The organism is Terrimonas ferruginea DSM 30193 (assembly GCF_000425585.1).
GTDB lineage: Bacteria > Bacteroidota > Bacteroidia > Chitinophagales > Chitinophagaceae > Terrimonas > Terrimonas ferruginea.
On record NZ_KE384400.1, the window covers coordinates 167,473 to 191,949 of the forward strand.

Annotated in this window: 19 protein-coding genes; 4 read left to right on the forward strand and 15 right to left on the reverse strand. The window is 48.6% G+C overall.

The window, feature by feature from the left end:
• Positions 1–12: 12 nt before the first annotated feature.
• The 13 genes from H608_RS0117225 to H608_RS0117285 form a co-directional block, all read right to left on the reverse strand.
• On the reverse strand, positions 13–2,382 hold the full coding sequence (locus H608_RS0117225) for a GH92 family glycosyl hydrolase (protein WP_028788779.1): 2,370 nt from the start codon (positions 2,380–2,382) through the stop codon (positions 13–15).
• A gap of 6 nt (positions 2,383–2,388) precedes the next feature.
• On the reverse strand, positions 2,389–4,278 hold the full coding sequence (locus tag H608_RS0117230) for an FAD-dependent oxidoreductase (protein ID WP_028788780.1): 1,890 nt from the start codon (positions 4,276–4,278) through the stop codon (positions 2,389–2,391).
• A gap of 61 nt (positions 4,279–4,339) precedes the next feature.
• Positions 4,340–5,344, reverse strand: coding sequence for a LacI family DNA-binding transcriptional regulator (locus H608_RS0117235; protein WP_038008903.1), 1,005 nt, complete (start codon positions 5,342–5,344; stop codon positions 4,340–4,342).
• An 8-nt stretch (positions 5,345–5,352) separates the two neighbouring features.
• Positions 5,353–7,041, reverse strand: coding sequence for a GxGYxYP domain-containing protein (locus H608_RS22760; RefSeq protein ID WP_071836971.1), 1,689 nt, complete (start codon positions 7,039–7,041; stop codon positions 5,353–5,355).
• The gene (locus H608_RS22765) at positions 7,038–8,663 is read right to left on the reverse strand and encodes an FAD-dependent oxidoreductase (protein ID WP_051268412.1); all 1,626 of its coding nucleotides are present in this window, start codon (positions 8,661–8,663) and stop codon (positions 7,038–7,040) included. The genes H608_RS22760 and H608_RS22765 overlap by 4 nt, the downstream gene beginning before the upstream one ends.
• A gap of 27 nt (positions 8,664–8,690) precedes the next feature.
• Positions 8,691–10,391: a RagB/SusD family nutrient uptake outer membrane protein gene (locus tag H608_RS0117250; RefSeq protein ID WP_038008906.1), complete on the reverse strand. Its 1,701-nt coding sequence runs from the start codon at positions 10,389–10,391 to the stop codon at positions 8,691–8,693.
• A gap of 22 nt (positions 10,392–10,413) precedes the next feature.
• Positions 10,414–13,629, reverse strand: coding sequence for a SusC/RagA family TonB-linked outer membrane protein (locus tag H608_RS0117255; RefSeq protein WP_028788783.1), 3,216 nt, complete (start codon positions 13,627–13,629; stop codon positions 10,414–10,416).
• 264 nt (positions 13,630–13,893) lie between these two features.
• Complete coding sequence (locus H608_RS0117260) at positions 13,894–14,742, reverse strand: MBL fold metallo-hydrolase (RefSeq protein ID WP_028788784.1); 849 nt, start codon at positions 14,740–14,742, stop codon at positions 13,894–13,896.
• Positions 14,743–14,754: 12 nt separating this feature from the next.
• Positions 14,755–15,699: an EamA family transporter gene (locus H608_RS22770; protein ID WP_071836972.1), complete on the reverse strand. Its 945-nt coding sequence runs from the start codon at positions 15,697–15,699 to the stop codon at positions 14,755–14,757.
• 199 nt (positions 15,700–15,898) lie between these two features.
• A complete protein-coding gene (locus H608_RS22775; protein ID WP_162142890.1) occupies positions 15,899–16,441 on the reverse strand; it encodes a DUF4136 domain-containing protein in 543 nt (180 codons plus the stop codon).
• Positions 16,442–16,586: 145 nt separating this feature from the next.
• Entirely contained in the window at positions 16,587–17,990 is a 1,404-nt protein-coding gene (locus tag H608_RS0117275) for an MBL fold metallo-hydrolase RNA specificity domain-containing protein (protein WP_028788785.1), read from the reverse strand.
• Positions 17,991–17,999: 9 nt separating this feature from the next.
• On the reverse strand, positions 18,000–18,506 hold the full coding sequence (locus H608_RS0117280; protein ID WP_028788786.1) for a DUF4442 domain-containing protein: 507 nt from the start codon (positions 18,504–18,506) through the stop codon (positions 18,000–18,002).
• A 9-nt stretch (positions 18,507–18,515) separates the two neighbouring features.
• Complete coding sequence (locus H608_RS0117285; protein WP_028788787.1) at positions 18,516–19,004, reverse strand: thioredoxin family protein; 489 nt, start codon at positions 19,002–19,004, stop codon at positions 18,516–18,518.
• 157 nt (positions 19,005–19,161) lie between these two features.
• Between H608_RS0117285 and H608_RS0117290 the strand changes: the two genes are divergently transcribed.
• The 3 genes from H608_RS0117290 (at position 19,162) to H608_RS0117300 (ending at position 20,548) form a co-directional block, all read left to right on the forward strand.
• Positions 19,162–19,647 (forward strand): lipocalin family protein, encoded by a 486-nt coding sequence (locus tag H608_RS0117290; RefSeq protein WP_028788788.1) that lies wholly within the window; start codon positions 19,162–19,164, stop codon positions 19,645–19,647.
• 147 nt (positions 19,648–19,794) lie between these two features.
• Positions 19,795–20,157, forward strand: coding sequence for a hypothetical protein (locus H608_RS0117295; RefSeq protein ID WP_028788789.1), 363 nt, complete (start codon positions 19,795–19,797; stop codon positions 20,155–20,157).
• A 37-nt stretch (positions 20,158–20,194) separates the two neighbouring features.
• The gene (locus H608_RS0117300) at positions 20,195–20,548 is read left to right on the forward strand and encodes a hypothetical protein (RefSeq protein ID WP_155990228.1); all 354 of its coding nucleotides are present in this window, start codon (positions 20,195–20,197) and stop codon (positions 20,546–20,548) included.
• A gap of 128 nt (positions 20,549–20,676) precedes the next feature.
• On the opposite strand, the gene H608_RS0117305 is transcribed toward H608_RS0117300, so the two are convergent.
• Positions 20,677–22,263, reverse strand: coding sequence for a C1 family peptidase (locus H608_RS0117305; RefSeq protein WP_028788791.1), 1,587 nt, complete (start codon positions 22,261–22,263; stop codon positions 20,677–20,679).
• Between the two features lie 125 nt (positions 22,264–22,388).
• Between H608_RS0117305 and H608_RS0117310 the strand changes: the two genes are divergently transcribed.
• Complete coding sequence (locus tag H608_RS0117310; RefSeq protein ID WP_028788792.1) at positions 22,389–23,288, forward strand: DUF6263 family protein; 900 nt, start codon at positions 22,389–22,391, stop codon at positions 23,286–23,288.
• 130 nt (positions 23,289–23,418) lie between these two features.
• On the opposite strand, the gene H608_RS0117315 is transcribed toward H608_RS0117310, so the two are convergent.
• Positions 23,419–24,474 carry a phytase gene (locus H608_RS0117315; RefSeq protein WP_038008909.1) on the reverse strand — a complete coding sequence of 352 codons (1,056 nt, stop codon included), beginning with the start codon at positions 24,472–24,474 and terminating at the stop codon, positions 23,419–23,421.
• Positions 24,475–24,477 lie beyond the last annotated feature (3 nt).

Below are 24,477 nucleotides of genomic sequence, written 5' to 3' on the forward strand. Positions count from 1 at the left end.
GCCTTACACCTCCTACCTTCCCTCCGTGGACATCGACGGCGGCGCATCCTGCGGACGGGTGCCCCACTTTTTATCGGGCGTGGCGCTCATCTCCAACTCCAGTTTACCCCCTTTAATCAATTCTTCATGATAAAACCAGGGAGCGCTTAATTTGCGGCCATTCAACCGGGCTGAGCGGATATACCTGTTTTTATCCGAAACATTTTTCGCTTCGATCACGAATGTTTTGCCGGGATAATATTTTTCATCAAGGTGGATAGTGATCTTCCTGAATATCGGACTTCCTATTTCGTAGATGGGTTTAGTGGACCCACCACCATCCATCTGAAAAAGACCGATCGCGCTCATCACCAGCCAGGCGCCGCCTTGTCCTTCATCCTCATCGCCGGGCCATCCGTGTTGCGGGGTGAGGCCGTAATATTTGTTGATAATTTCCCGCACCCAATATTGCGTCAACCAGGGTTTACCGGAATAGTTATATAAATAGGCAGATTGCATACCCGGCTGATTACCGTGGTTGACGGCGGGCATGGGACTTCCATGCTGACGGAAATTCATCGTGGCTCCGTATTCAAAACCACGTGCCAGCCGCGCATTGAACGAATCACGACCCACCATGGCTATCAAGCCGTTCACATCATGCGGCAGGAAGAAGGAATATTGAAAAGCATTTCCTTCTACAAACCCCATCCAGGAATACCGCGGTTTCTCTACGTCGCGCATCGCGAGATAAAAATCCAGCCATTTACCATTGATATCTTTTCTCCGGAAATATTTAATCGTGCTATCGAATACGTTTTTGTAGTTATAAGCCCTTTTGATAAAATAATTATAGTCTTCCTCCTTGCCCAATGCTTTGGCCATTTGCGCCACATTCCAGTCGTCATACGCGTAATCGATGGTGTTAGATGTTGGTCCTTCGTCCGGTGAGCCAAATACTTTAAAGCGTGACCAGTTACTGCCATCGGGTACATACCCGAGCTGCTTGTAAAGATCGAGTTGCCGGTTGCCGACGAGTCCTCCGCAGGGATGTACTTCACCCTGTACATCCTGGTTTTTGCGCATGGCCTCGTATGCTTTCTGCGCATCAAAATCGCGGATGCCTTTCTGGTAAGCACTGTTGATGAGCGTCATCTCATGATGCCCCACCATGATGTCACAATATTCAAGACCGATCGGTCCGTTGGGCAGCCATCCGCCTTTATCATACATCTCCAGGAATGACCGCACCCAATTGGCCGTTACGCGCGGAGTAACCAGCGACCAGAGTTGATTGAGGTTCCACTGGGCACCCCAGAATGCGTCCGAGCCCAGCATGGGAGACGAGGGATCATTCAGTTGACGGATTTGTTCGCACATATCTACCCACTTGCCCGAAGCGTCACTGAAAGTGGTACGGGAACAATAAGCACGATAAAAGTTTGTATAGAATTTTCTCCTTTCGTCTTCTGTTCCGCCCTCCACTTCTATTTTGTTTACGATCTGCGCCCATTCGCTGCGTGCTTTGTTACGCACTGCTTCAAAGTCCCATCCGAAAGGATCGGATTCTGCCGCCAGGTTTTTGCGCGCTTCCTCCATGCTCACAAACGAAATACCTGTTTTCAATTGTATCTGCTCGCCTTCGGTAGTATGAAAACCAATGAACGCTCCTACATCACCATGTCCCCAGTTATAATTGTTGATGGTGTCGATGTCCTGGTTCACCCAGGTACCGAAGGAACGCATGGGTTTGTCGACCCTTGCCACAAAATAGATCGTGTAATCGTTGGACAAACTGGCAAACCAGTTAAATAGTTGTTGTTTGGAAAATCCTTCAATCTCATAATCGTTTACCTTCTTAATCGAAGCCCAGTCTACTTCGTAAGGATATTCGGTCGGAATTTTCAGGTCGAATAAAATACGGGAGGTGGAAGAGGCGGGAAACGTGTAACGTTGAAAACCGGTGCGGCAGGTGCTCGTGAGTTCCGCTTTTATTCCATAATCTTTCAGCAATACGCTGTAATAGCCGACAGATGCTCTTTCATCCGCATGGTCAAATCTTGAACGGTAGCCTGAATCGGGCTGATCGATCTTTCCGGGTTGTACTTTCAGCGGGCCGTTGGTGGGCATGGTCAGCAAACCTGCCATTGCCCAGCTATGGATATGACTGAAACCGGCAATATTGTTCGTGGCATAATTGTAACCGGCATGTGTGCCATCTTCTTTGTTATCTGGACTCAGCTTCACCATGCTGAAAGGTGTGGATGGTCCGGGGTATTGCATCCACCGTACCTCGGTAGTGCCGATCATGGGATCGATATAGTCCACCGCTTCACGGGGTTGTTGTGCATCAGCAGCGAAAGAGGTGATAATAAAAAACAGGCAAATGAAAATCTGGCGCATCGTTGATTATTTGGATGAACGCGATAATTTTTGTTCGTAGATGTATTGCAATACTTCGGCTTTCTTATGTTGACCGGCTTTAAAGCGTTTGTTCAGCAGAAGACCGGATCGTTTGCTCCAATCACTCAGTTCCTTTGAAGAAACCGCGTCATCCGGTTTGGCTTCCCACGCCGGCAGGTAACCGTTGAGCCCTGCAAATTGAATGGCACGGAACTGTGGATGACTGGTGGTAACGTCGCGGTAATAGATCAGGATTGATTGTTGATTGATGAGTTCTTCCTGGATCGCTTTTACGGGTAATTGCTGTACAGGTATTTTTTTATCGATTTGTTGCGACGCGGCAACACCCGCGGCCTGTCCGAGCGCCATCCAGCAAGGCTCCATGCGTAAGGTGGCGAGGCCCAGATGCGTAGCAGATGCCGGCACAGGCGCCAGCAGATTTGTGATACCAGGCGGAACGATCACGCCATACGGAACAGTATAGGGTGCGGTGGAATAACTTAAAAAACCATCCAGTGCGGTTCTTCCTTTTTCCCGTTTACGATTCGCATGGGAATCGATGCCGTAGTGACTGGCCGTAAGGCTTGTTGCATGAACAGGCGGGCGGCTGGTCTTATCAACCGGTGTGGCGTCCGAGGTACGGAAGAGATAAAGTCCTTTCATGCGGCGACCTTCGCGCACATATACCTGCCGCGGAAAATTATTGTTGTCGGTAAACTCGTCGGCCGCCAATCCCCATTGCAGGCATTCGTTGCGAAACCATTCCGGTAATTCAGAATCTGTTTGTCCGAAATACAATAATCCCAGTGTATAATTTTTCAGGCGTTCGGCAAAGCGGTCGCGCCATTCCCAGGAAGAAGTGGCCCAGGGCCAGTTTTCTTCGGGAAGATCGGTGGACACAAATGCACGGTGCTGATTATTGGCATCTGTTTTTCCGTTTGGTACGATCACTTTGTTTACCAGGCGTTGCATGCCCTGCGGCCTAAACTTTCCCTCCGGCGGTAATCCCTGGGAGCTGCGCCAACGGTTTGAATCACGTTGTTCGGTAGACATCTTTGCCCACTCCACACCGGCATGTTCACCGGTACGCACATCGCTGATGATTGAAACATATTCATCACGATTGTAGACGGCAGGTTTGGGAATAGCAATGCGTTTTGCGGGATCGTTGGTCAGGCACAACCGGTAATTGTAAGCCTGGATGGCGTTGTCGGCAAGATTGGTAGAGCCCGGCTCCTGCCCTTCGGCTCCCCACAATTTATATACCTGTCCGGCATAAGGTTCGTTGTACTCCGCTATTCCTTCGCGTCCTGTGGCGAAAGGAACGCCTGCTGCTGCGATAAGGTCGCCTTCATAGGTAGCGTCGATAAATACCTTACCATGATAAGTTTCGCGTTTATTAGTGGTGCGATTAAAGATATGAATGCTGCGGATGGTTTGTTTCTCCATCACCAGGTTGGCGGGATCGGCATCGAACTGCCGGCTGGTGAGTACGGTTACCGTTTTGGCTTCGGCGAGCATATCGAGCAGTATTTTTTCACCGACAGATGGTTCGAAATGATAACCATTGGTACAGTCTTTTACCTGCTGTGAATTGGCGCCGTAGGTACGGACATAATGGTTTTTGATGCGTGTGATGAACTCAAGAAATAATCCACCGGTTGCGCCACGTGTGATCAGATCTGTAGCGCCGAGGCCGTTCGCCACCAAACCACCAGGGTGGGAAGTGCGCTCGAGTACCAAAGCTGTTTTGCCGAGCCGTGATGCAGCAATGGCGGCCATGATGCCGGAAGGTGTGCCACTTACTACAATCAGGTCGTATTGTTGTGGCGTGTTCTGCGCATGCATGGATAATGCGGATGCGAGGAGTGCAAAAAGCAAAATATATTTTCTCATTATTGCTAATTCGTTTTAGCCATTGTTGAAAGAGTTTCTTTTTATGTCCTTACCGGCCGTTCTATGCAGAATCCCGCCGTACGATGCTTGTCTGGATTTTCACCTGCTTGCGTGCAGATTTTTTTGCCACCCCCATTTCTCCCATCAATATTTTCACGGCACCGCGGGCCATCGATTCGATCGGCTGACGGATGGCGGTAATGGCCGGTGTGCAAAGATCAAATACCTCGTTATCATCGAAGCAGACCACCGCCAGATCATCCGGTACATTCAACTGCAGATTCTTGATGGCCCGCAACCCAAGTATACCTACGTAGTTAGTGGCAAACAGCACCGCTTGGGGCTTTTCCTTTTCCAGGTAGGCCTGTATCCGTTCTACAGCATCTTCGCGCACCGAACTGTACGGCAGTTCGAGTAGTTGTTTTTTATTTTTGAAAAGTCCGTGTGCCGTCATTGTTTCCACAAAACCCAGCTTACGTTCTTTCATTTGTATCATATCGAGATCGACGGTCACAAAAGAAATCCGCGTATATTTTTTTTTCAGCAGAAATTCCACACCACTCACCACACCCTGGTGGTTGTCCACCATTACGTAGGGGCAATCGAGTCCGGGCAGGTAACGGTCGATCTGTACTACGGGAATATCCCGTTTCAGCAAAGCCGTCATCCGTTCTTCCATGCTGGCGTCCGGCGTAATGAGGTAGCCATCTACCTGCTGGCGTTGCAGCATGTTGATGAGTTCATCTCCTTTACCGGCCATGTTTTCCGTGCTGCAATACACCACGCGGTAACCAAAGCGGCTGGCTTCGTCTTCGATCGTTTTAGCGAGATTGGAGAAAAAGTGATTGGCAATGTCCTCCACGATGAGGCCGATAATTTTGGTCTGTCCGGTGCGGAGTGCCACGGCAATATTATTGGGTTGGTATCCCAGTTGTTTGGCTGCTTCCAATATCCGTTCAGTGAGTTCTTCACTGATGCGCATTTCCCGGCTGCGGCCGTTCAATGCAAATGACACGGTTGTGGGCGATACACCTACCAGTTTTGCCAGATCTTTCAGAGATGCCATACTCGTTTTTACAATTTCTCTTTGATTACTTTCTGTGTCTGCTCCGGGTTATGTTCCATTCGGATGCGCCACAACAATTCCTCAATATTAACTACAGTTGCCGTGTTATCCAATTTATCCACGCACCACTTAACGGGTTCCGCTCCTCTTGTGGCGGGCGGGGTTGCGTCTTTGCTGAATTTCGACCAGGCATGCACGATTGTCCAGTCGAAGCGTATTTTCTTATCTTCCGGTTGATTGATCAACGATGCAACAGTTGCCGGATCGCCCGAGCCTTTCTTTGTAAGATTGGCCCATAGCTGGTAATGCGCGGTAACGACCGGTATCTCTACCCCTTTTTTATTTTTTACCCAATATATTTTACCCTGGCCGCCATTGTATGGCGAATACTGCACGGCGATCATCCCGGTAAGTCCTTCTATCTCCTCCGCATACAATTGATAAGCGCGCTGTGCATCTTTGCTGTTCACATTTTTACAAATAAAACCAAATACCGTGGTACCTGTGCTTTTCATGCGGCTATTTATCCTTGCCGCATATTCCCGCAACAGGCTGTCGCGGCCAGGCCGGTCAATCGCAAACAGATCCGGATAATAATAACCGCCTCCGTATTCTACTACAGTTGAATGCGGTTGTTGCGTTCTTCTCAGCTCTTCATACACATCCGGCGCCGCTTGTGTAAGATTCAATACACAGGAGGTAAACGACAACCGGGTTGATGATACAGTCGGATTGGACCAATATTCTTTGTCATCGAGAAAATGTCCCATTGTCCACTGCATGTTGTCACCGTCGCTCATCACAAAGGAATGAAACCGGCCGGTATCTTTCCAGTTAATTGTGGCAGGATCCAATTTGACCAGTTGCTTTGGTGTAAACTTATCCGCATCAATTGAAAGCACCGCGAGATTCATGCACCAGTCGGATGCGGTATTGATCAACCCTTCGCGCGTGCAGGGAGCAATTTGTTTGAATTCATCGCCTTTGTTCCAGCCAATAACCGGTGAAAGCGGGCGGATCCGTTTGAGGACACGGTTAAATAAACTGTCCACACCATAGTATACCATAGCGCGATGCGCAATGGCATAATCGCGGTTGTTGGGATAGCCCGGTTGCGCAATGACGATCAGTGAATCATTCAGCCGGGGCGACAACTGATCATACAGGCTGTCTGTCCAGTTGAGTTTGCGCGCATCCTGTAATAGGGAAAGACCCGCTGCTTTTGCTTTTGCTTCCTGTTTTACATCGATCAATACGCCGTGCAGCAAAGAAGCATATACGGTAGCCACGTTGATATGATTATCCGCCTGCTGGATATCATACAAAATATACCCTTGCACGATTCCCTGTTTGCGGAATCGTTTCACCAGATCCCAGGTAGACAGCGAAGCCGTTTGTTTAAGGCCGGTACGCTTCAGCAGTTGCCGATAATAGGTTTCATACAGACCCCGTTCATGTTTTATCCATACGGCTTCTCCTTTTTTGCCTTCGTTGAGCGATAGCGCGGCGAGGCCCGCCAATGACTGCGCCAGGTTCATATCACGCACATGTCCGGCCGGTTCACATACCACGATGGCACGCGGCTTTGCCTGCACAGGCCACCATGTATCAATCTGTTGCTGCGCATTTGTTGCAATACCTGTAAAAAGGTACACGCTTAACAACAGTGTATGAAGAAAAAGCTGTTGCGATCTCATTTGCGCTTTTTAGGTTTTTCCAGGTCTTCCAATGTTTTGAGATCCGATTCCAGGTTTGCACCATATTTGAGTAATAATTGCCCTAATGCTTTTGCATCCACCTCCTGCACGGCTTTCTTTTCTTTAATAGCCATGGCTGCCGCAGCACCGGCCGCTTCGCCCATGATCATGTACTGCGGTTCCATACGGAGGCTGGAATACACCACATGGCTGGTGGATACGCAAACCGTTACCAGCAGGTTCGATATTTCTTTGCGCTTTGGTGTAAGAATCCGGTAGGGAATCTGGTAAGGGATATGTTTCATGCGCTCCTGTTCGGTGCGTTGCACACCTCCTTCATATTTAAGAATGCCTTTCTCATCGGCATAAGCCTGCACCCGATGCACATCCAGGCCGTAAGAACCGAGACCAACAGGATCGGGTTTCTGCATATCGGAAACCACGTCTTTTTGAATCATGACAAAATCTCCGCGCATGCGGCGTGCTTCGCGCACATACAACTCATAAGGCCAGTTGTTGTTGTCGGTAAATTCATCCTTCGACAACCCCCAATTGCTTACATAAGCTCTGAATGCATCGGGCAGGCGCGGATCATTGGCTAAAAAATAAATATAACCAGCTACATAGTCGATATGATCCTGCCATATTTCCGCACGCCGTTTGTAAGAGCCATCCGGGTAATCCCAGTTGCCGCCTACATAGTCAGCAATATTGAGGTCTGTTTTATCATTCGGAATTTTGCCGCTGATCGAAAATATCTGTTCGGCTGCTTTCTCCGCTCCTACCCGGTTGATCGTTTCCATCGTGCTGCGAAACAAATCGAGGTAGCGCGCGGGATCATAGCCGGCCGGTTTGCGGAAAGCCACCTGGTTGTTTTTGTTGCTCGTCAGTGAAAGACGGAAATTATAAGCCTGTGTTTTTTTATCGCCGTCGCCTATGGCTCCTGGTGATTTGGGTAATACATTCGGTAAAAGTTTTCCCTGCTCGTCATAGGCGCTGTGTCTTCCGTATCCTTCACGGATGCCCGCCGAATATTCATTGAAATCTTTCTGTGCTTCACGGCCCACGATGTAAGACACACCGGCAAAAGCCATGAGATCACCTTCATAACTGGCATCAATAAAAACTTTTCCGGCAAAAGCAGCACCGTTCTCCATCACGATCTCGGTGATCCGTCCGTTTTTCTTTTTTACACCACCCTTTTCTTTCAAACGGTGTTGATAGAATACCTGTATATTATTTTCTTTGATCAGATCGTTGAGGATCTTTTCGGCTACGTGCGGCTCAGGAAACCAGTACATGGTGTCTTTGTCTTTTCGGTAGATAGCGCTGGTGCGCACATATAATTCTTTCGCCAATCCACCGATCACCTCTCTCCGACCAATGTCAGTGCGGGACAAACCACCGGTTACCATTCCGCCGATATGATTTTTGGGTTCAAGAATCGCTACACGCTGGCCTTCACGCGCCGCACTCACGGCAGCCATTACGCCGGAGGCGGTACCGCCGTAGATCACTACATCAAATTCTGCCGGAGGATTGCCTGCGCGGCCGGCAACAGCTACAAGGACTAATATCGGTAAAAGAAAAAATCGTGACACAGATCGGAATATGTTTTGCATAATCAGGATTTATAACCGGTTATTGTTTTAATAATTCGGGTTCTGTTTGAATTCAGCTTTGTTGGTGGAAAGATCCAGTTCCGACTGCGGGATCGGGAACAGGTAATGTTTACTGGCATTGAAACTGGTACTCGTGTTAACGATTGTGGTAAAAGAAGCCGACCGTGTCAGTTCGAGGAAATACTCAAATTTTCCTGTACGCGCCAGGTCATACCAGCGTTGGAATTCGAAACAAAGTTCACGTGCCCTTTCCATTAAAATTTCATTGATGTTGATATCCGAAGCCACATAGTTTTTAAAGGTCGGCGTGGCTGATTCGGGAATAGGATTGCCGCCGGCATCCAGTCCACGGGCGCGCTGACGCACACGGTTGATGGCATCGAGACCTTCCTGCGAAATGGTACCGTTCTTCTTATAGTCGGCTTCGGCAAACATGAGCAGTACATCGGCAAACCGCAGTACGATCACGTTGTTCGGTGCATTGGAATACAGGTAAGGAGAAGTTTCCCTCCAGGAATTACCCCAACGGTATTTCGTCACGCCGCAACGTCCGAGCACGGTCTGGTTGTAACTGTCGGGTGAAAAAGTGGTACCCCAGATAAAAGTGAGCGTGGAAGGAACATTGTTCACCACGTTAACCAGCGAATCGCTGAGATTCCATACCCGGCGTTTGTCATAATCAACCGAGCGGACCGTAGGTTTATAATATTTGTAAAACTTGGGGACGTATACCAGGTTGCACTGACCGATCAGCGAATTGGTATAATAGGCAGGATTACCGTTGATACTGCCGCTGGCGATCATGCCATACTCTTTTGTCCATTGCGTACCATAAGGTACTACTGTGCTGAACTGCAGCTCGAAGATCGATTCCGCGTTGACGTTCTTGTTCTCGATCTTGAACACATCGCCATATACAGGCAGCAGGGCAGCTCCGCTGTTATCTTTCACATCTTTCAAAGTCGTCCAGGCCAGTGAATACAATTCATTGGTGGTTTGGGTTATGCCCGCATAGCCCGGAACTTTTGCCGCTTCTTTCGAAGAAGCCATGGTAAGGTATACTTTTCCCAACAGGGATTGGGCGGCCCAATGATTGGCATGTCCGTTGTTTGTTTTCTGTCTTGTAAGCACACCGGTTTCGGTTGTGTATTGCAGGTCGGCCACAATAAAATCATATACCTCCGCTATCGGCCGGCGCGGCAAGCCATAATCAAATGCACCGGTGATCGGTTCATCGATAATGGGTAATTCGCCGAAGGCCTGCACCAGGCGGAAATAAACATAGGCGCGCAGGAAACGGGCCTCACCGATGATCGTCTTGCGGTCTGCATCGCTGATGCTGGTCACTTTGTTCGCCGCGGCAATGATGGCGTTGGCGCGTGCGGCTATTTGAAAATGGCGGGTCCAGTACTCATAGATAGCGCCCTCACTGGGCGTAAACGTGTGACGGTCGAAATTGTATCGAACGCCGCTCGTGCCTTTGAACATCCCCTCATCGGTTCCAAGTTCGGTCATGAAAAGAGGTGTATTGGTATAAACGCCAAACAGATCTTTTACTGATGAATACATACCGACTACACCGGCATCAAGCGTGGTTTTATTCACGAAGAAATTATCGGCCGTATACTGTGTTTCCGGTTTTTCTTCCAGGAATTTGCTACAGGAAACCGTACCCATCAGCAACATACCTAATGCGGGAAGAAGCGGATATTTTTTAAAATGTTTCATATGCATCCGGTTTTTAGCAATGTTAGAATTGAAGTTTAAGTCCCACTGAATACACTTTGGAGCGCGGATAGGACGAGAAGTCGAGCGAAGGCATCAGGTCTCCAAAGCCTCCCTGGCGTGTGTTCACTTCGGGATCGTAGCCGGAGTAATTGGTTGCGATCAGCAGGTTCTTACCACTTACGAATAAGCCGAGTGAAGTGGCGCCGATGCGTTTCAGCGGCTTGCCGGTGATCGTATAGGAAAGTGTAACATCGGCCAGCCGGATATACGAAGCGTCTTCGATCCAGTCGGACAGCATCAGCAGTTCGCCGGGGCCGCCGGGCATGCGGTATTTATTGTTGGGATTACCTGCTTCTACCTGCGCGCCGGTAGTCATGTCGTACAGCGGTGGTCTCCATGAATCAGCCAGCACGGCGCTCATGTTGGTAGGGTTACGTCCCTGCTCTAATGTTACGCGGTTGGCATTGTATACTTTATTGCCATAGCTGTATTGAATCACCATGTTCAGGTTAAAACCCATGTACCCTATACTATTGGTAAAACCACCGGTGAACAAGGGTTGTCCCAAACCAAGTATCACACGGTCGTCGGCATTGATGATGCCATCGCCATTCTGATCGATGAAGCGGCGCGTACCCGGACGCACATCTGCCACAGGCTGGCCGTTGATAGAAGTAAGTCCTGATGACATGATCTCTTCACGTGTCTGGTAAATACCATCGGTTTTGTAACCATACCATTGTCCGATGGGCTGACCATTGCGGATGATGGCGGATGTACCCACACCGGATACCACACCCGGATCGATGCCGAGTTCTGCGCCAATCTCTATGGCTTTGGAACGGTTGACACCAATATTCGCATCCACCGACCAGTTGAAGAATTTTTTACGGAGAATAATAGCCCCGATATTCATTTCCACACCGCTGTTCTGAATAGAACCAAGATTGGTCCAGGTAGAACGGAATCCTGTATAACCGGGTGTTACTTTTTGAATCAACAGATCTTTTGTGCGTTTGAGATAACCTTCAATGGTAATGCTGATCTTGTCTTCAAACAAACCGAGGTCGAGACCGAGGTTGGTTTGGGTGGTAGTTTCCCATTTGAGGGAAAGGTTCTCCGGTCTTTCCACCACCACACCGTAATTCGGCGTATTGCCATTCATGGGTGAAAAATAAGTACCGATGGTTGACAAGGTCAGGTAAGAAGGAATGGCGGTATTGCCGCTCTGACCGATGGTAGCGCGAAGCTTCAGGTTTGAAACTGTTTTTGAACTGCGGAGAAAATTCTCATCCGATATACGCCAGGCAAATGCTCCCGAAGGGAAGTATCCCCATTTGTTGGTGCGGCTGAAACGCGAAGAGCCATCGGCGCGGAAGGTAACAGTAAACAAATACCGTCCTTTGTAACTGTATTCACCACGGGCAAGGAAAGAGGCCATCGACCATTTGGTGATGTTGTACGTAGGAATGATGGGAACGGTACCGTTCTGCAAACCGTATACGCCTAAAACCTCTACATCATAGTTTTGGTTCTCGGCAGTTATCTGGTTGACTTTGCTTGTTTCAAAAATGGCACCGGCAGTACCGTTGAACTGATGATCTCTTCCGATGCGGCCCCTGTAGTAAAGCAGGTTTTCATTCATAAAGCGGTTGCTGGTGGCGCGTGACAGCACCGCGCGGCCATTGAAGCGTGAACCTGCTGAAGTGAACTTCGGATAATAAGCATCGTTGTTGGTACCGATGGTAGTATAGTTACCGCTGACGCGGAAAGTGAAATTGTTGGTGATATTCCAGTCGATGGCGATACGCGTGATCCAGTCGCTGGTCTGGCGGGTATTGGTCACGTGTTTCGCCAATGTGTAAGGGTTGTTGCTGATGTAGCCGTCCACGTCTTCATTATCTTCCACGTCCGTTTGCGTAAGCGGATTGACGGGAGGTTTGGCAAGCATGCTTGCTACAACGGCATTGGAAGAAATACCGCCGTTGAATGAACCGGCAATATAACCGTCAGTGACGGTACGGCTTGCCGCAATATTGCTGGTAAGCGTAACTACTTTCGAAAGTTTTTGCTGCAGGTTGAAACGTCCGTTGTAACGTTTATAATTACTGAAGATCACCAATCCTCCCTGATCGAGATAACCGCCCAGGAAAGAGAACTTGGTATCTTTTGAGCCACCTGTTACACCCACGCGGTATTCCTGTACCATGCTGTTCTGGAACATGGCGCCCTGCCAGTCGGTGTTCACAGAATCGGGGCTGTTGTATTTATCCCAATCATGGTAAGTAGCATCGAGCGCCACGCCCCAGAAACCGCCGGGTGTGCCAAAAGGTGTATCGCGGAAATAAGTCAATCCGCCCTGGGTAGTTGCAGGAATATCCGGATTGGCAGTACTGGGCGGAGAATAAACGTAGGAAGAAGCGAGGTAGCGCGCGCGGGCATACTGACTTGAATTCATCAGGTCATACATCTTACCGGGACGCTGGAAGGCAACGTTGGTGTAAAGGTCGACACGTGTTTTACCGGCCTTTCCCATTTTTGTGGTAACAAGGATTACACCGTTTGCTCCGCGTGCTCCATACATAGCGGTACCCGAAGCGTCTTTAAGAATTTCTACGGATTCGATGTCACCCGGGCTGAGGGTATTGATATCGTCCTGCAGTACGCCGTCCACTACAAAAAGCGGGGCGCTGCTGGCACTGATGGAACTCGCACCGCGAATGCGGATCGTGTTTTCAGAACCCGGTGTACCATCGTTCTGAATGATCTGTACACCGGCCGCTTTGCCTTTCATGGCATCTGCCAGGGAAAACAACGTACGGTCCGTTAAGGCGTCTTTGGAAATGGATGAAACCGAAGCGGTGAGGTCTTTTCTTTTGGTAGAATTGTAACCGATGATCACTACATCATCAAGATCGCCGGGTTTGACGGTCATGGTTACATCTATCACGCGGCGTGTGCGCACACGTTCTATCACGGTTTCCATTCCCACATAGGTAAAAACAAGTGAAGAAGTGTCGGAGGTTACCGGTATGCTATAGCTGCCGGAAACGGAGGTAAGCGTGCGGTTATTAGTGGCATAACGCTCTCTGACGGTAGCGCCCTGCACCGGCGTGCCGTTTGATTCGCGGACGACACCGGTAACAATGATGGACTGCGCTTCGGCTGCTCCTTCGATGGCGAGGCTGGTGGCTGCTGCCAGCAGGAGGCGAAATACAAAAGCAGTTCTTTTTTTCATAAATGGCATTTAGAGAATAAGCAGATCGGTTGATGTCGGAGCGGATAAGGTGGAGTAAGTAAACAATCAATCTGCAGGCGGGGAAATGCCAGGAACAACAGGCAATAATACGTTAGACATGTGACAAGCAGTTTTGAGTAAAAAATACGTTGCTAATTCGTTTTAGCAAACCAAACTTAACAGAATTCATTAAATAAAAAAAGATTTTTTCTTTCTTTTTTTGAATCGCTGCCTGTTAACGGCCGCACGCATTCACCCAACACATTAAAAAAGAGAACCTTGTTGCGCTGCGGGAATTTTCGTTTTGCGCATTTTTTCCGCGGTTAGTAATGACCGCGTTTTAGTAAATGATGGAGTAATATGCCACAGCTCCGATTCCTGATAGCGCGATGCGACATAAATATTGGTAGTGCCCGCTTTTTCTTTGAACAAGCGTTCCACCAGTTGCGGATCGTTGTTGTTGCGGGACAAATGTGAAAGAATTAAATGACTTACCCCTTCCCCATGACGACAGAACAGATCAAGCGCCTGTGCATTGGATAAATGTCCCTGTCCGCCGCGGATGCGTTGTTTTAAAAACCAGGGATACTTTCCTTTTTCCAGCATGTCTTCGCAGTAGTTAGACTCCAGGAAAACCGCATTGCATTGTTTGAAATGAGTAATCACCTGTTCGCAGCAATGACCGATATCGGTGAAAACGCCCACGTTCACTTCTCCCGCTGTTATTACAAAACTGTAAGGATCGGCAGCATCGTGATGTTTGGAGAAAGGCAATACACGCAGGTGTCCGAAATCGATGGATTGTCCTGATACGAATGATCGCACCAATTCAGTTTCCAATGGTACGCGTGCCGAGCTGAGTGTAGGTTGTGTAATATATACCGGCCAGCGGTATTTCCGGGAAAGGCCGGGCAGGCCCGTGACGTGATCGGAATGTTCATGTGAAATAAAAAGGGCCTGCACCTTGTCCATTGAAAGTCCGAGCCGCGTCATGCGCTTTTCGGTTTCGCGGCACGACAATCCCGCGTCGATCAGCACCGCGCTTTCGGCGGTACCGACGTAATAACAATTGGCGTTGCTGCCGGAATTGAGTGAAGCTATGAACAATGACATGGAAGGACAAAATTAAGCATTCCGTCGTCCGGGACCGCTTACTCTGTCAAGCGGTTTTTTCCACATTGGTTTGGTGAACATCGCGCGTAAATAGTGCGCATTGAACAAAAGGATAGAAAATCCAATGATCGAATAAGCAATCAACTGCATTGCCGTTACCTTTTCCCCGAAATAAAAAATAGCCAATGCAAAATTGATCAAAGGATTGATATAAAGCAGAATGCCGACCGTGGAAGAATTAGCGCCCTGCAGCGCGTAAAGGTTTAGCATCAGCGGAATAATGGTGAAACATATAGCGATCAGCGAGGTCATGCCCAGGAAAAAGCCGTCCCAACCGGGATTGTGTCCCCATACCGGATAAAAGGGCAGCAGGCACAAAGCGGAAAAGGCCATTTGTATGGTGAGCAGAACAAATTTGTCTACCGGTCCTGCCCTTCGCTGGATAATCAGGTATAATGCGTAGGAAATAGCCACGATGAGGCTGAACGCCGTATCTGCGAAATGCCCGAGTGCGAGCATTACACAACTGACAAGGCTGAGTGCTACCGCTATCCATTGCTGCCAGCGTAATTTTTCCTTTAAAATAAAAAAGGCCAGTACTGTTGTGAGGATAGGACAAATGAGGTAGGAAAAAGAAGCCACCTTCACGCTTACGTGGTTCATCACGTAGATGAAGAAAAACCAGTTAGCGGTGAGCAAAGCGCCACCTCCGGCGGTAACAAGCCACCAGTTGCGCCGTTCCGCGGGTGTCATTTTGCGGAATAACTGAATGGTTTCTTTCCAGGCGGTGCGGCGGGCGAAGACACCGATCACCATCATGAGCGTGACACTGATAAACACACGGAAAAACAGGATGTCGAGGGAAGCATAGCCCGCCAGCGGGCGGATAGCCAGACTAAAGAATCCCCAGATAATAAAAGCCAGTAAAGCAGCGGCGAGATAGCGGAATGATTTCATGAAACAACCGGACAACCTCGTCCGGACCTCTGCGGCAAAGGTAGTGGTGAATCGGCAATCGTCAATCGTGAATGGTCAATCGTGAATCGTCAATGGCAATAACGAGATATACTTCACTCATTGATTATTCGCGATCCACTTCCCGGGTGTCGAAGGCCTCAACAGTCATTCACGATTGACGATTCACGATTCACGATATCTATCTCTTCGCCACATCCAGCTTACGCATAATCGCCTTCACAGTGCTATTGATCTCTTTGCTGCTGATATTACGGCTATCAAGTTGTTCAGTAGCCCAACCCTGCCAAACGGTTTTATCCGTATTAGCATCGATCATTGTGATGGTGATCGTTCCTTCTCTTGTAGGAACATTATAACTATCGTAGCCTACGAATTGCGAAGGATAGTAGACATTGATAAACCGGCGTGAATAGGGGCTGTAAAAGGTACGCGTGAACGGACGGGTATAAACGGGATCAGACTCCTGGCGAACCGAACGTTCGACCAATACGTCGTAACTCAGTACAATATCCGGATTGGTCGTGGACTCACGCCATCCTGTTTTTTGTAATTCCTGGTTTACGGCTTTGCGGATGCGCTGCTCGGTGAGATCGCTGGTTTTATTTCCCTTATCGTCTTTATCCAGCCAGGCAAATGTTTTGTAACGGCTGAAATCAGCGTTATCGTCTTTTTCTATATGTGCTGTGGGACCACAACCGGCCGCCAAAAAGACAAAGGCCAAACATGTACTCCACAGTTTAAAGTTGCGTAACATGTATTTTCTCCTTTTTTGTTAATAGAAGAGTAAGTTCTTCTTACTTATTAACGGAAAAAATAATGCCGCGGTTATTAAAGAGATGTGAAAATAGCAACCCGGCCAAACCGCCCTATGGCAAGCCAATTTCATAGTGACGCTCAGGTATCTGTACATTGGTGAAGCCTTTTCGCAACAGCTTCCTTTTAAACTCCTCCTGCACCTCGTATTCCCCATGCACGAGGAATAATTGCCTCACTTCTTTCGGATCCTGGCAGCTGAGCCATTGGCTCATATCTTCGTAGTCGCCGTGTGCACTCATGCTTCTGATCTGTCCGATGGTGGCATTTACCTGGTGCTCTACGCCAAAAATGCTGACCTCTTTTGCACCGTCGAGCAGCCGGCCACCTAAGGAGCGCGGTTCGCAATAACCCGTGAAAAGGATCGTGTTGCGGCCATTCTCGATATTGTTACTGATGTGGTGTTTTACTCGTCCCGCATCGGCCATGCCACTCGCCGAAATGATCACCATCGGCCCGTTCTGAAAGTTCAGCATCTTCGATTGCTCAACGGACTTGATATACTTAAGTCCTTTAAAGCTGAACGGATCATCGTCTGATTGCAGAATCTTTTGAATCTGCCGGTTGAAATATTGAGGGAAACGTTTCACTACTTCCGTGGCTTCAATACTTAAAGGGCTATCGACATAGTAAGGAAGATCGGGCAAACAGTTTTCCAATTCGAGCTGATTCAGCGCAAACAATAATTCCTGTGTACGTCCCACGCTGAAAGCGGGCATGATCAGTTTGCCTCTTTGCTCGATGCAGGCCTTCCTGATCCACTCGAGGAGAAGGTCGGGGGTTGTTACGGCAGGGTCATGGAGGCTGTTGCCATAAGTCGATTCCATGATGATATAATCGGCTTGCGGAAAAGTGTCGGGTGAGCGCAGGATCACATCGCGGTAGCGGCCGATATCACCGCTGAAGGTGATGGCGGTTTCTTTGCCATTCTCCGTTACTTTCAGGTGCACGCAGGCACTGCCAATGATGTGACCTGCATCGGAGAACATGGCTTTCACGCCATCGGTAACGTCGAACCATTCGCCGTATTCGACCGTATGAAAAAACTCCAATGCTTTTTGGGCATCGGCTAATGTATAAAGCGGCCGCAGATAAGGAATGTCTTCCGCTGCTCGTTTTTTATTCTGAAACTTCACCTCGCCCTCCTGGATTTCCGCAGAATCTTCGAGTAAAATATGTGCGAGGTCGCGCGTGGCGGGTGTACAGAAGATTTTTCCGTGAAAACCATCGCCCACGAGTTTGGGTATAAGACCGGAGTGATCGATATGTGCGTGTGAAAGAATGAGCACATCTACTTCGGAAGCGGTAAATCCGAAATCGCGGTTCAATGCGTCCGTATCTCTTCCCATGCCCTGGTACATGCCGCAATCGAGTAAAACTTTTTTACCATTTTTCAAGGTCAGCAAATGTTTGGAGCCGGTAACGGTACGCGCGGCGCCATGAAAAGCAATCTTCATACGTCTTGTTTAATTCGGTGAAACAATCGTGGTCTCTTTCTGGCGAAAAGACCAGGTGATATGAAAGCGGGCGAGCTCTTCGCCGGCAGCGTTGCGGCCGACAGATTCGGCACGAACGGTGCGTGATTCGCCCGTAGCGATCGCTTCTTCGATCGCCTGGCGGATCAATTCGCCATCGCTGCAGGTGAAAATGGAAATCCCTTTGGCTTTGCGGGTATAAGCCGCTTCGAGCCCTGTCACGAGCATGGAAACAGCCGGACGTCTGCCGTAACACTGTGCCATGGCCAATACGCCGGTGCTCATTTCCGCTGCCATGGCCAGACAGGCAAAATAAGTAGAGCGAAAAGGGTTCCTGGTAAACCATTTATACGGCACCGACACTGCGCAACGATCGTTATCGACCGTACGGATGCGTACCCCGGAGAAAAAAGCCGCGGGCAGGCGGGTCAGCAAAAACCAACGATACTTGAGCGGATGGCGGATAATGGCCAGAAACCGGTTGGTGCCAGTATGCATAGGCAAAAATTATTTCCCTTTATACGAAGCAGGATCGAGTGCGGCCACTGTCCAGGCTTTCAGGAATGCCAGGACTTTAGCTTTACCATAACCTGTTCCATCTTCCAGGTATTCGGAATTTTGTGTGTGCAAAAGATTTCCTTTTCCATCCAGGATGAGGAATACCGGAAAGCCGAAGCGCTGCGGAAATTTATACTTTGCGAGAATAGCTTCGTTGGTGTTTTCCTTACTGTAATTAAGGTGATAAACGACAAAAGATGATTTGATCAGCGAGTCGATGGTGGGATCAGTTGTGGTAAAATGATTGAACCGGCGGCACCAGATGCACCAGTTGCCGCCTACCTGCACGAGTACATGTTTATTTTCCTTACCCGCCTGTGAAATAATCTTGCCGAGCGCCTCCTCTGCATTTTCGTTGGGCCGGTAAAGTTCCTTATCCTGCGCGGAAACGGTTATACTAAAAAAGAGCGCAAGAAAGGAACAGATATAAATACGCATTATTTTTGCATTTGTTTGTTACAAAATTGTCGTCCGGTGACGGTTAGCAGCGGCAATTTAAACATTTTACCCCTCTTTCCAACCATTGTCTATCAGTCTGGTAGAACGGCTATCCTTTTTTGGCATCTGTATTGCTAATTTTAATAAAACGTAAAACATGAAGAGAATTTATCTCCTGGCAGTTCTGGTAATGGCGGTAACGCTTTGGTCTTGCTCCAGCACCAAGAAGCTGCAAAAAGGCACATTGAAAGGTAACTGGACGGTAACCTCAGCGAGAATCGAGGGTGTTACGGGAAATGCCCAGCTGAAGACGACCGCATTTGACGATGTGCCGGTTGAATGTTTCAATGGCAGCCAGTGGAGTTTGCCCAATAACGGGTTTGGCACCTATAATATCACCTCGGCCGGCAATGGCTGTATGGCGGGTGAGCGCCGGATTGTATGGTCGGTACGTACGATCAACGGCATCGATTATTTCAACTTCAAGAAAATGGATGGTGTAAAAAACAGTAAGGCCCATCAGGTAGAGGATGGTTATTCACTGGAAGTAACCTCTGTCGGAGATGGAGCATTTACGGCGCGTTCACCGATCGCGTTTGAAGGACGTACGATCTATATTGTTTACAACTTCGTGAAGCAATAACACCTAAACATAAAAGAAGAAAGGTCGCCCGCTGGCGGCCTTTTTTTATTGGGATACGGAAATGTTTTTTTCGGGTAGTACAACTTAAATACTTATCTCCCGGCTATCGGCGCCTCGTGACAGTAGCTTTGGGAAAAGGAGGAGAAGATGAAGATATTGATAGGTGTATTAACAGGCATATTGATCATGACAGGAGTTATTTGGTGTTTCCGTCAGGCAGAACAGCGCCAGGCCACAGAGATAGGGCATGCATACAAATCGAGAAGTAGTGAAGAGCTTTATCAGGAGAAGATTGCTGCACTCAACAAACGGCTGGATGACATCCTGATTTTCGGAGGAGTTATCGTCACACTATTACTTGCTATAAATGCAGGTGTATTTGTGAATGCAGAGCGACAGGTGGAGAGCTTTATGCAGAAGAACTTTCACCATTATCATGACCAGATCAAGATCACTGTTGGAAAAGCTGAAAGGATGCTTGAAGAGGCTGAAGACAAATTGAACGGTTAAATGCCGGATGAAAAACTGGCTTAAAAAAAATCAGATTATGAAGAAAAGAGTAACAGTTCCTGAAATGACCAATGAAGATTTGGATATTCTCTATCAAAGGATAGAAAAAAACCATGCGCGTCCCGAAGAATATGAAATACTTGATCAATTCGTTTCCGCAATAGGCCATGAAGGACACCTTCAAAAGAAAATGAAAAAATTTGGCATTTATGACTATAAAGAATTGATCGAGCGACGAAAGCTGGGATATGAGAGTGAAACTAACAGGATGACGGGTGCTGCACAAGGTGTAGTGAGGTCTTTTAAAAGGTATAACAATCGTCGTCTACACGCAAAGTGTTCGTTTGCATGCATGAAAATACAGCCGGTAAAACCTGTACCACTAATTTAATACTTCGTAATAACCGATACGTAATTGACCAAGTCATTGTTGCCGGGTTATCGCGCAGTTCAGCACTTATCGCAAAACAGACAGCCGCATTCCTGCGGCTGTCATTAATCATTCTTGTAGAAATAAGTTTATTGCTTGTCAAATGCCACGACCGTTGCGGCCAGTTCGGCATCGCCTTCTGCTGCCTGTAGCGCAATGCGCCCATCCGCTACGCTGCCATACCGCGCGGCACGCGATTGTTTGCCTTGTAACGCAGCATTCACTTTATCAGCATAAGTAGAGCCGGGTGCCGAAGCGATAGATTTATTCAGCGCGTTATAATCCAGTTCCTTTTTACTAACCACAATGGCGATGTAATCACGATTGCCGATCGTGTCGGCCTCCATCGATTGCCCTTTTGGAAAAAGACGATACCCCGTAATGCCACAGTAGGCCGAGTGCTTCGATTTTGTTTGCCCCTGCGCCAGGTAAGGAAACAATACATAAGAACTTCCGTCCTGCTCCTGGCCGAAGATGTAGATGTAACATTCGGTCGTATTCTGTACTTCCATTTTGAATCGTGTTCCCGGACGGATCGGTGTTACGGTGCTGAAGCTGTTTCCATTTTCCGCACGCAGGCGGATGTATTGCTTCGTTTCGTTGTTCACCAATCCTATTTTGCATTCCAGGGGAATGGCCGCCACATTCGCGCTTTGGGGAAGCGGATCTATGCCATAAGCCTCCCGCGCATAGGTTTTGAAATCACCGTATCGCACCCAGGCGATACCATCTTTACCCCAGTTACCGCCCCAGCTATTCATGATTTCAAACGCACCGCCAAACTTCCGGTCGTCGTACCCGATGATGCACATGGCATGTCCGCCCATTCCCACCTGCGACGCATCCATTCCCTGTGGTGTCCACAGTTCTTTTCCCATCATGTCCTGCATAAAACTCTGGCCTACCATCATTCCGATCACCACCGGCGCATCTCCGGCCAGGTGTTCTTTGATGGAACGGATATTGATCGATTGCGTATTTCCGTTTGTCAGCCGTGTAAATCCATGGATCGTATTGCTTCTTCCATTTGAAAACTGACCGCTGGGATCGCGGTTGCAATCATCATCACGATAAGGATACTGGCTTAACGGAACGCCGCCATTTTTTTGCATCGCCTCCATAGCCAGTTGGATGTAAGATCCCTGGCAACCATCGAGTTTGATCTGGTTGTACAGGTAGGATGGGCTGAATACGATCTGGTCGGGTTCCTGGTGCGTAGCGGCAGAGGTGAGAATCGTTTGTGCGGCGTAGGCACTGCTCCAGGCAACGCAGCTTCCCTGCTGTCCCTGGTCGCCTCTGGCAGGTGCAAACCGGCGCAGCGACACCGCTTCAGGCAGCGGATTTTTATTGGCATCGTCCTCCAGTCCTTCGTATACCGAAGCTTTATTAAACTGATCCGGACTGAAACTATAGCCACTTTTGGAAAATAATGTTTGTGCCTGCTGGGCCAGCTCACCGAGATTGCAGTTGCCACGTCCGAGCAGGAAATAAGCACCGGCGGCCAGTGCGAGAAGAAGAATAATGCCTTTTCCCTTAAAAAGCCCTAACAGCAGCGGCAGCAATGCGCCCAGTCCGCCGCCCGGCCCCGATGGCCCACGGCCTCCTCCACCCCCATTGTCGTCATTATAATCATTTTGGTTCTGATCCTGTGGATCGTCGGTCATTCTTATCGGCATAAACGGGTATTTGTGATAAATGTAACAAGTTCGTCCGATATGCAAAACAGCCGGAAAAAAGAAGGATCTGTCTTTTTTTCGTCACGCTTGCATCTTTTTCGCGGAAGTTTCGTCAAATTTGAACTATGAGCATGCACCCTTTCCTCAAATCATCCCTGGCGCTTGTACTGGGACTCGGCCTGTCACAGGCTGCTGATGCACAACAACAGGCACAAAAAGTGACCGGCAAACTGCAATTCGAGCCGGGTCGTACTATCCAGATAAAAGTGGATCAGACCAGTACCATGACGCAGGACGCGATGGGTCAGACAATCGATTTCAAAACCAGCGGCGTTACCATTCACAGTTATAAAGTCACCAATGCTACCGAAGATAACAGCACGCTGCATCACTCGGTGCAACGCCTGGCTTTTAATTTCGAAGGTATGGGTGCCAAACGCAGTTTTGACTCGGATAACAAAAAAGATATGTCGGGCGAATTTGGAAAGCCCATAGCCGATGTATTGAACAAATCTTACGACGTAATCATTGACAAGAGCGGTAAAACATTGATGGCCCGCCCCGAAAAATTTGAAGCCCCCGCTTCCGACGACCGGTCAGCCGTTATCCTCAACCAGGTGCGCGACATGACGGATGTAGTGAACCCTCCGGCACGCGGCAGCAACAGTTTTTTCAAAGTGCTCCCCGACAAAGAAACGGGTATCGGCGACAGTTGGAGAGACACTACCCTTACTCCCTCTGAATCTGCTCTCACTGTCTATACCTTATCAGCCATCACCGACTCAACTATTATTGTTGACTTCAAACGTTCTGCGGCCATCAACATGACTTTGCAGATCATGGGCTCCGAGGCGCTTAATAAGCAGAACCAGGTTTCCACCGGACAGATCATTCTCGATCGCGCAACCGGATTGATGAAAGAAAAAACGATCAACACCGATTCAAACGGCACCACCGAAGTAATGGGAGCATCCCTTCCCGGCAGCGGCAAGATGACGATCCGCATGACGGTAGAGTACTTGTAGAAAAGTCAAAAGTATTAAGTATTAAGTGGCGACCACGGCTATTGAGGATCGCTCTGAAAAACATCAGCCGCAGCGAAGTATGAACTTGCTGCGGCTGTTTACTTATAACTTATTACTTACAACTTAATACTTATTCAAGTCCGGCACGTTTCGCTATGTCGCGCCAGTCATAATAATGAAACACGCGGCCATTACTCATCGCCACAAATACCCCTTTGGGAAATTTATCATTGAGCGGAATACTCGTTACCTCTGATCCATCACTCTCATTTGCCAATACCGGCACTTCGGCAACCAGGTCATGCTGATGAGGATTGGTCTTACTGCCCTCACGCGGATAAATCATGAAACTGTTCGACTGCTGGTTCGATACCAGGATATAACCCGTGGCCGGCCCGGTTTTGTAAATCGAAATTCCTTCGTGATCTGATTTGAACCCGGTGGTACCAAACACACCGAGTTCATTGTTATTATTCGCTGCAGGATCGGCGATGTATTTGTGCACACCATACCGCTCATCTGAATAATAAACATAGCCGAGTTCATTGTCCACGGCAATGGATTCAATTTCCTTGAGGCCGCTGTAGCGGCCAAATTCACGTACTTTCTTCAACGCTACTTTCCCTTTATCATCCACCAACTGGTATTGCCAGAGATAGCCTTCGGCAGGACCCGTCTTGCGACCGGCGATCACAAATATGGCCTTATCCGAAGGACGCGTGTAAAACGCAACCCCCATCGGATCTCTTTGTTTTTCTCCGGCAAATACATCGATACCGATGTTGTTATCCAACGGGGCCAGATCGGGTAAGGAAAAAAAACGGAGCTTATTTGTTTCTCTTTCTGTTACGACAGCGATATCTACCGGTTTACCCGCAAGCAGAAAACCATAAGCGATATCAATATTATTCGGGCGCTGCAATCCCACCACTTTACGAACGATACGTCCGTTGAGATCGAATGCATAAATGCCACCATTGGTTTCCTTATCGGTGCCAACGATGAGGCTTGCGGCAGGATCGGCCGGATTGATCCAGATAGCGGGGTCATCTGTATCAAACACTACTTTTTCCGTCACCACTACCGGCCTCACTACATCGGCCGCAGGCATTTGCTTAGCGCCGTTACAAGCAGCCAGCACCGCAATAGCTGCGATGCCGGCGATCTTATTGATCAGTTGTTGCATATG

Bases quoted from the DNA above. Each gene is read 5' to 3' on its own strand.
- H608_RS0117225 (WP_028788779.1), bottom strand. From the start codon at position 2,382: ATGCGCCAGATTTTCATTTGCCTGTTTTTTATTATCACCTCTTTCGCT.
- H608_RS0117230 (WP_028788780.1), bottom strand. From the start codon at position 4,278: ATGAGAAAATATATTTTGCTTTTTGCACTCCTCGCATCCGCATTATCC.
- H608_RS0117235 (WP_038008903.1), bottom strand. From the start codon at position 5,344: ATGGCATCTCTGAAAGATCTGGCAAAACTGGTAGGTGTATCGCCCACA.
- H608_RS22760 (WP_071836971.1), bottom strand. From the start codon at position 7,041: ATGAGATCGCAACAGCTTTTTCTTCATACACTGTTGTTAAGCGTGTAC.
- H608_RS22765 (WP_051268412.1), bottom strand. From the start codon at position 8,663: ATGCAAAACATATTCCGATCTGTGTCACGATTTTTTCTTTTACCGATA.
- H608_RS0117250 (WP_038008906.1), bottom strand. From the start codon at position 10,391: ATGAAACATTTTAAAAAATATCCGCTTCTTCCCGCATTAGGTATGTTG.
- H608_RS0117255 (WP_028788783.1), bottom strand. From the start codon at position 13,629: ATGAAAAAAAGAACTGCTTTTGTATTTCGCCTCCTGCTGGCAGCAGCC.
- H608_RS0117260 (WP_028788784.1), bottom strand. From the start codon at position 14,742: ATGTCATTGTTCATAGCTTCACTCAATTCCGGCAGCAACGCCAATTGT.
- H608_RS22770 (WP_071836972.1), bottom strand. From the start codon at position 15,699: ATGAAATCATTCCGCTATCTCGCCGCTGCTTTACTGGCTTTTATTATC.
- H608_RS0117275 (WP_028788785.1), bottom strand. From the start codon at position 17,990: ATGAAGATTGCTTTTCATGGCGCCGCGCGTACCGTTACCGGCTCCAAA.
- H608_RS0117280 (WP_028788786.1), bottom strand. From the start codon at position 18,506: ATGCATACTGGCACCAACCGGTTTCTGGCCATTATCCGCCATCCGCTC.
- H608_RS0117285 (WP_028788787.1), bottom strand. From the start codon at position 19,004: ATGCGTATTTATATCTGTTCCTTTCTTGCGCTCTTTTTTAGTATAACC.
- H608_RS0117290 (WP_028788788.1), top strand. From the start codon at position 19,162: ATGAAGAGAATTTATCTCCTGGCAGTTCTGGTAATGGCGGTAACGCTT.
- H608_RS0117295 (WP_028788789.1), top strand. From the start codon at position 19,795: ATGAAGATATTGATAGGTGTATTAACAGGCATATTGATCATGACAGGA.
- H608_RS0117300 (WP_155990228.1), top strand. From the start codon at position 20,195: ATGAAGAAAAGAGTAACAGTTCCTGAAATGACCAATGAAGATTTGGAT.
- H608_RS0117305 (WP_028788791.1), bottom strand. From the start codon at position 22,263: ATGCCGATAAGAATGACCGACGATCCACAGGATCAGAACCAAAATGAT.
- H608_RS0117310 (WP_028788792.1), top strand. From the start codon at position 22,389: ATGAGCATGCACCCTTTCCTCAAATCATCCCTGGCGCTTGTACTGGGA.
- H608_RS0117315 (WP_038008909.1), bottom strand. From the start codon at position 24,474: ATGCAACAACTGATCAATAAGATCGCCGGCATCGCAGCTATTGCGGTG.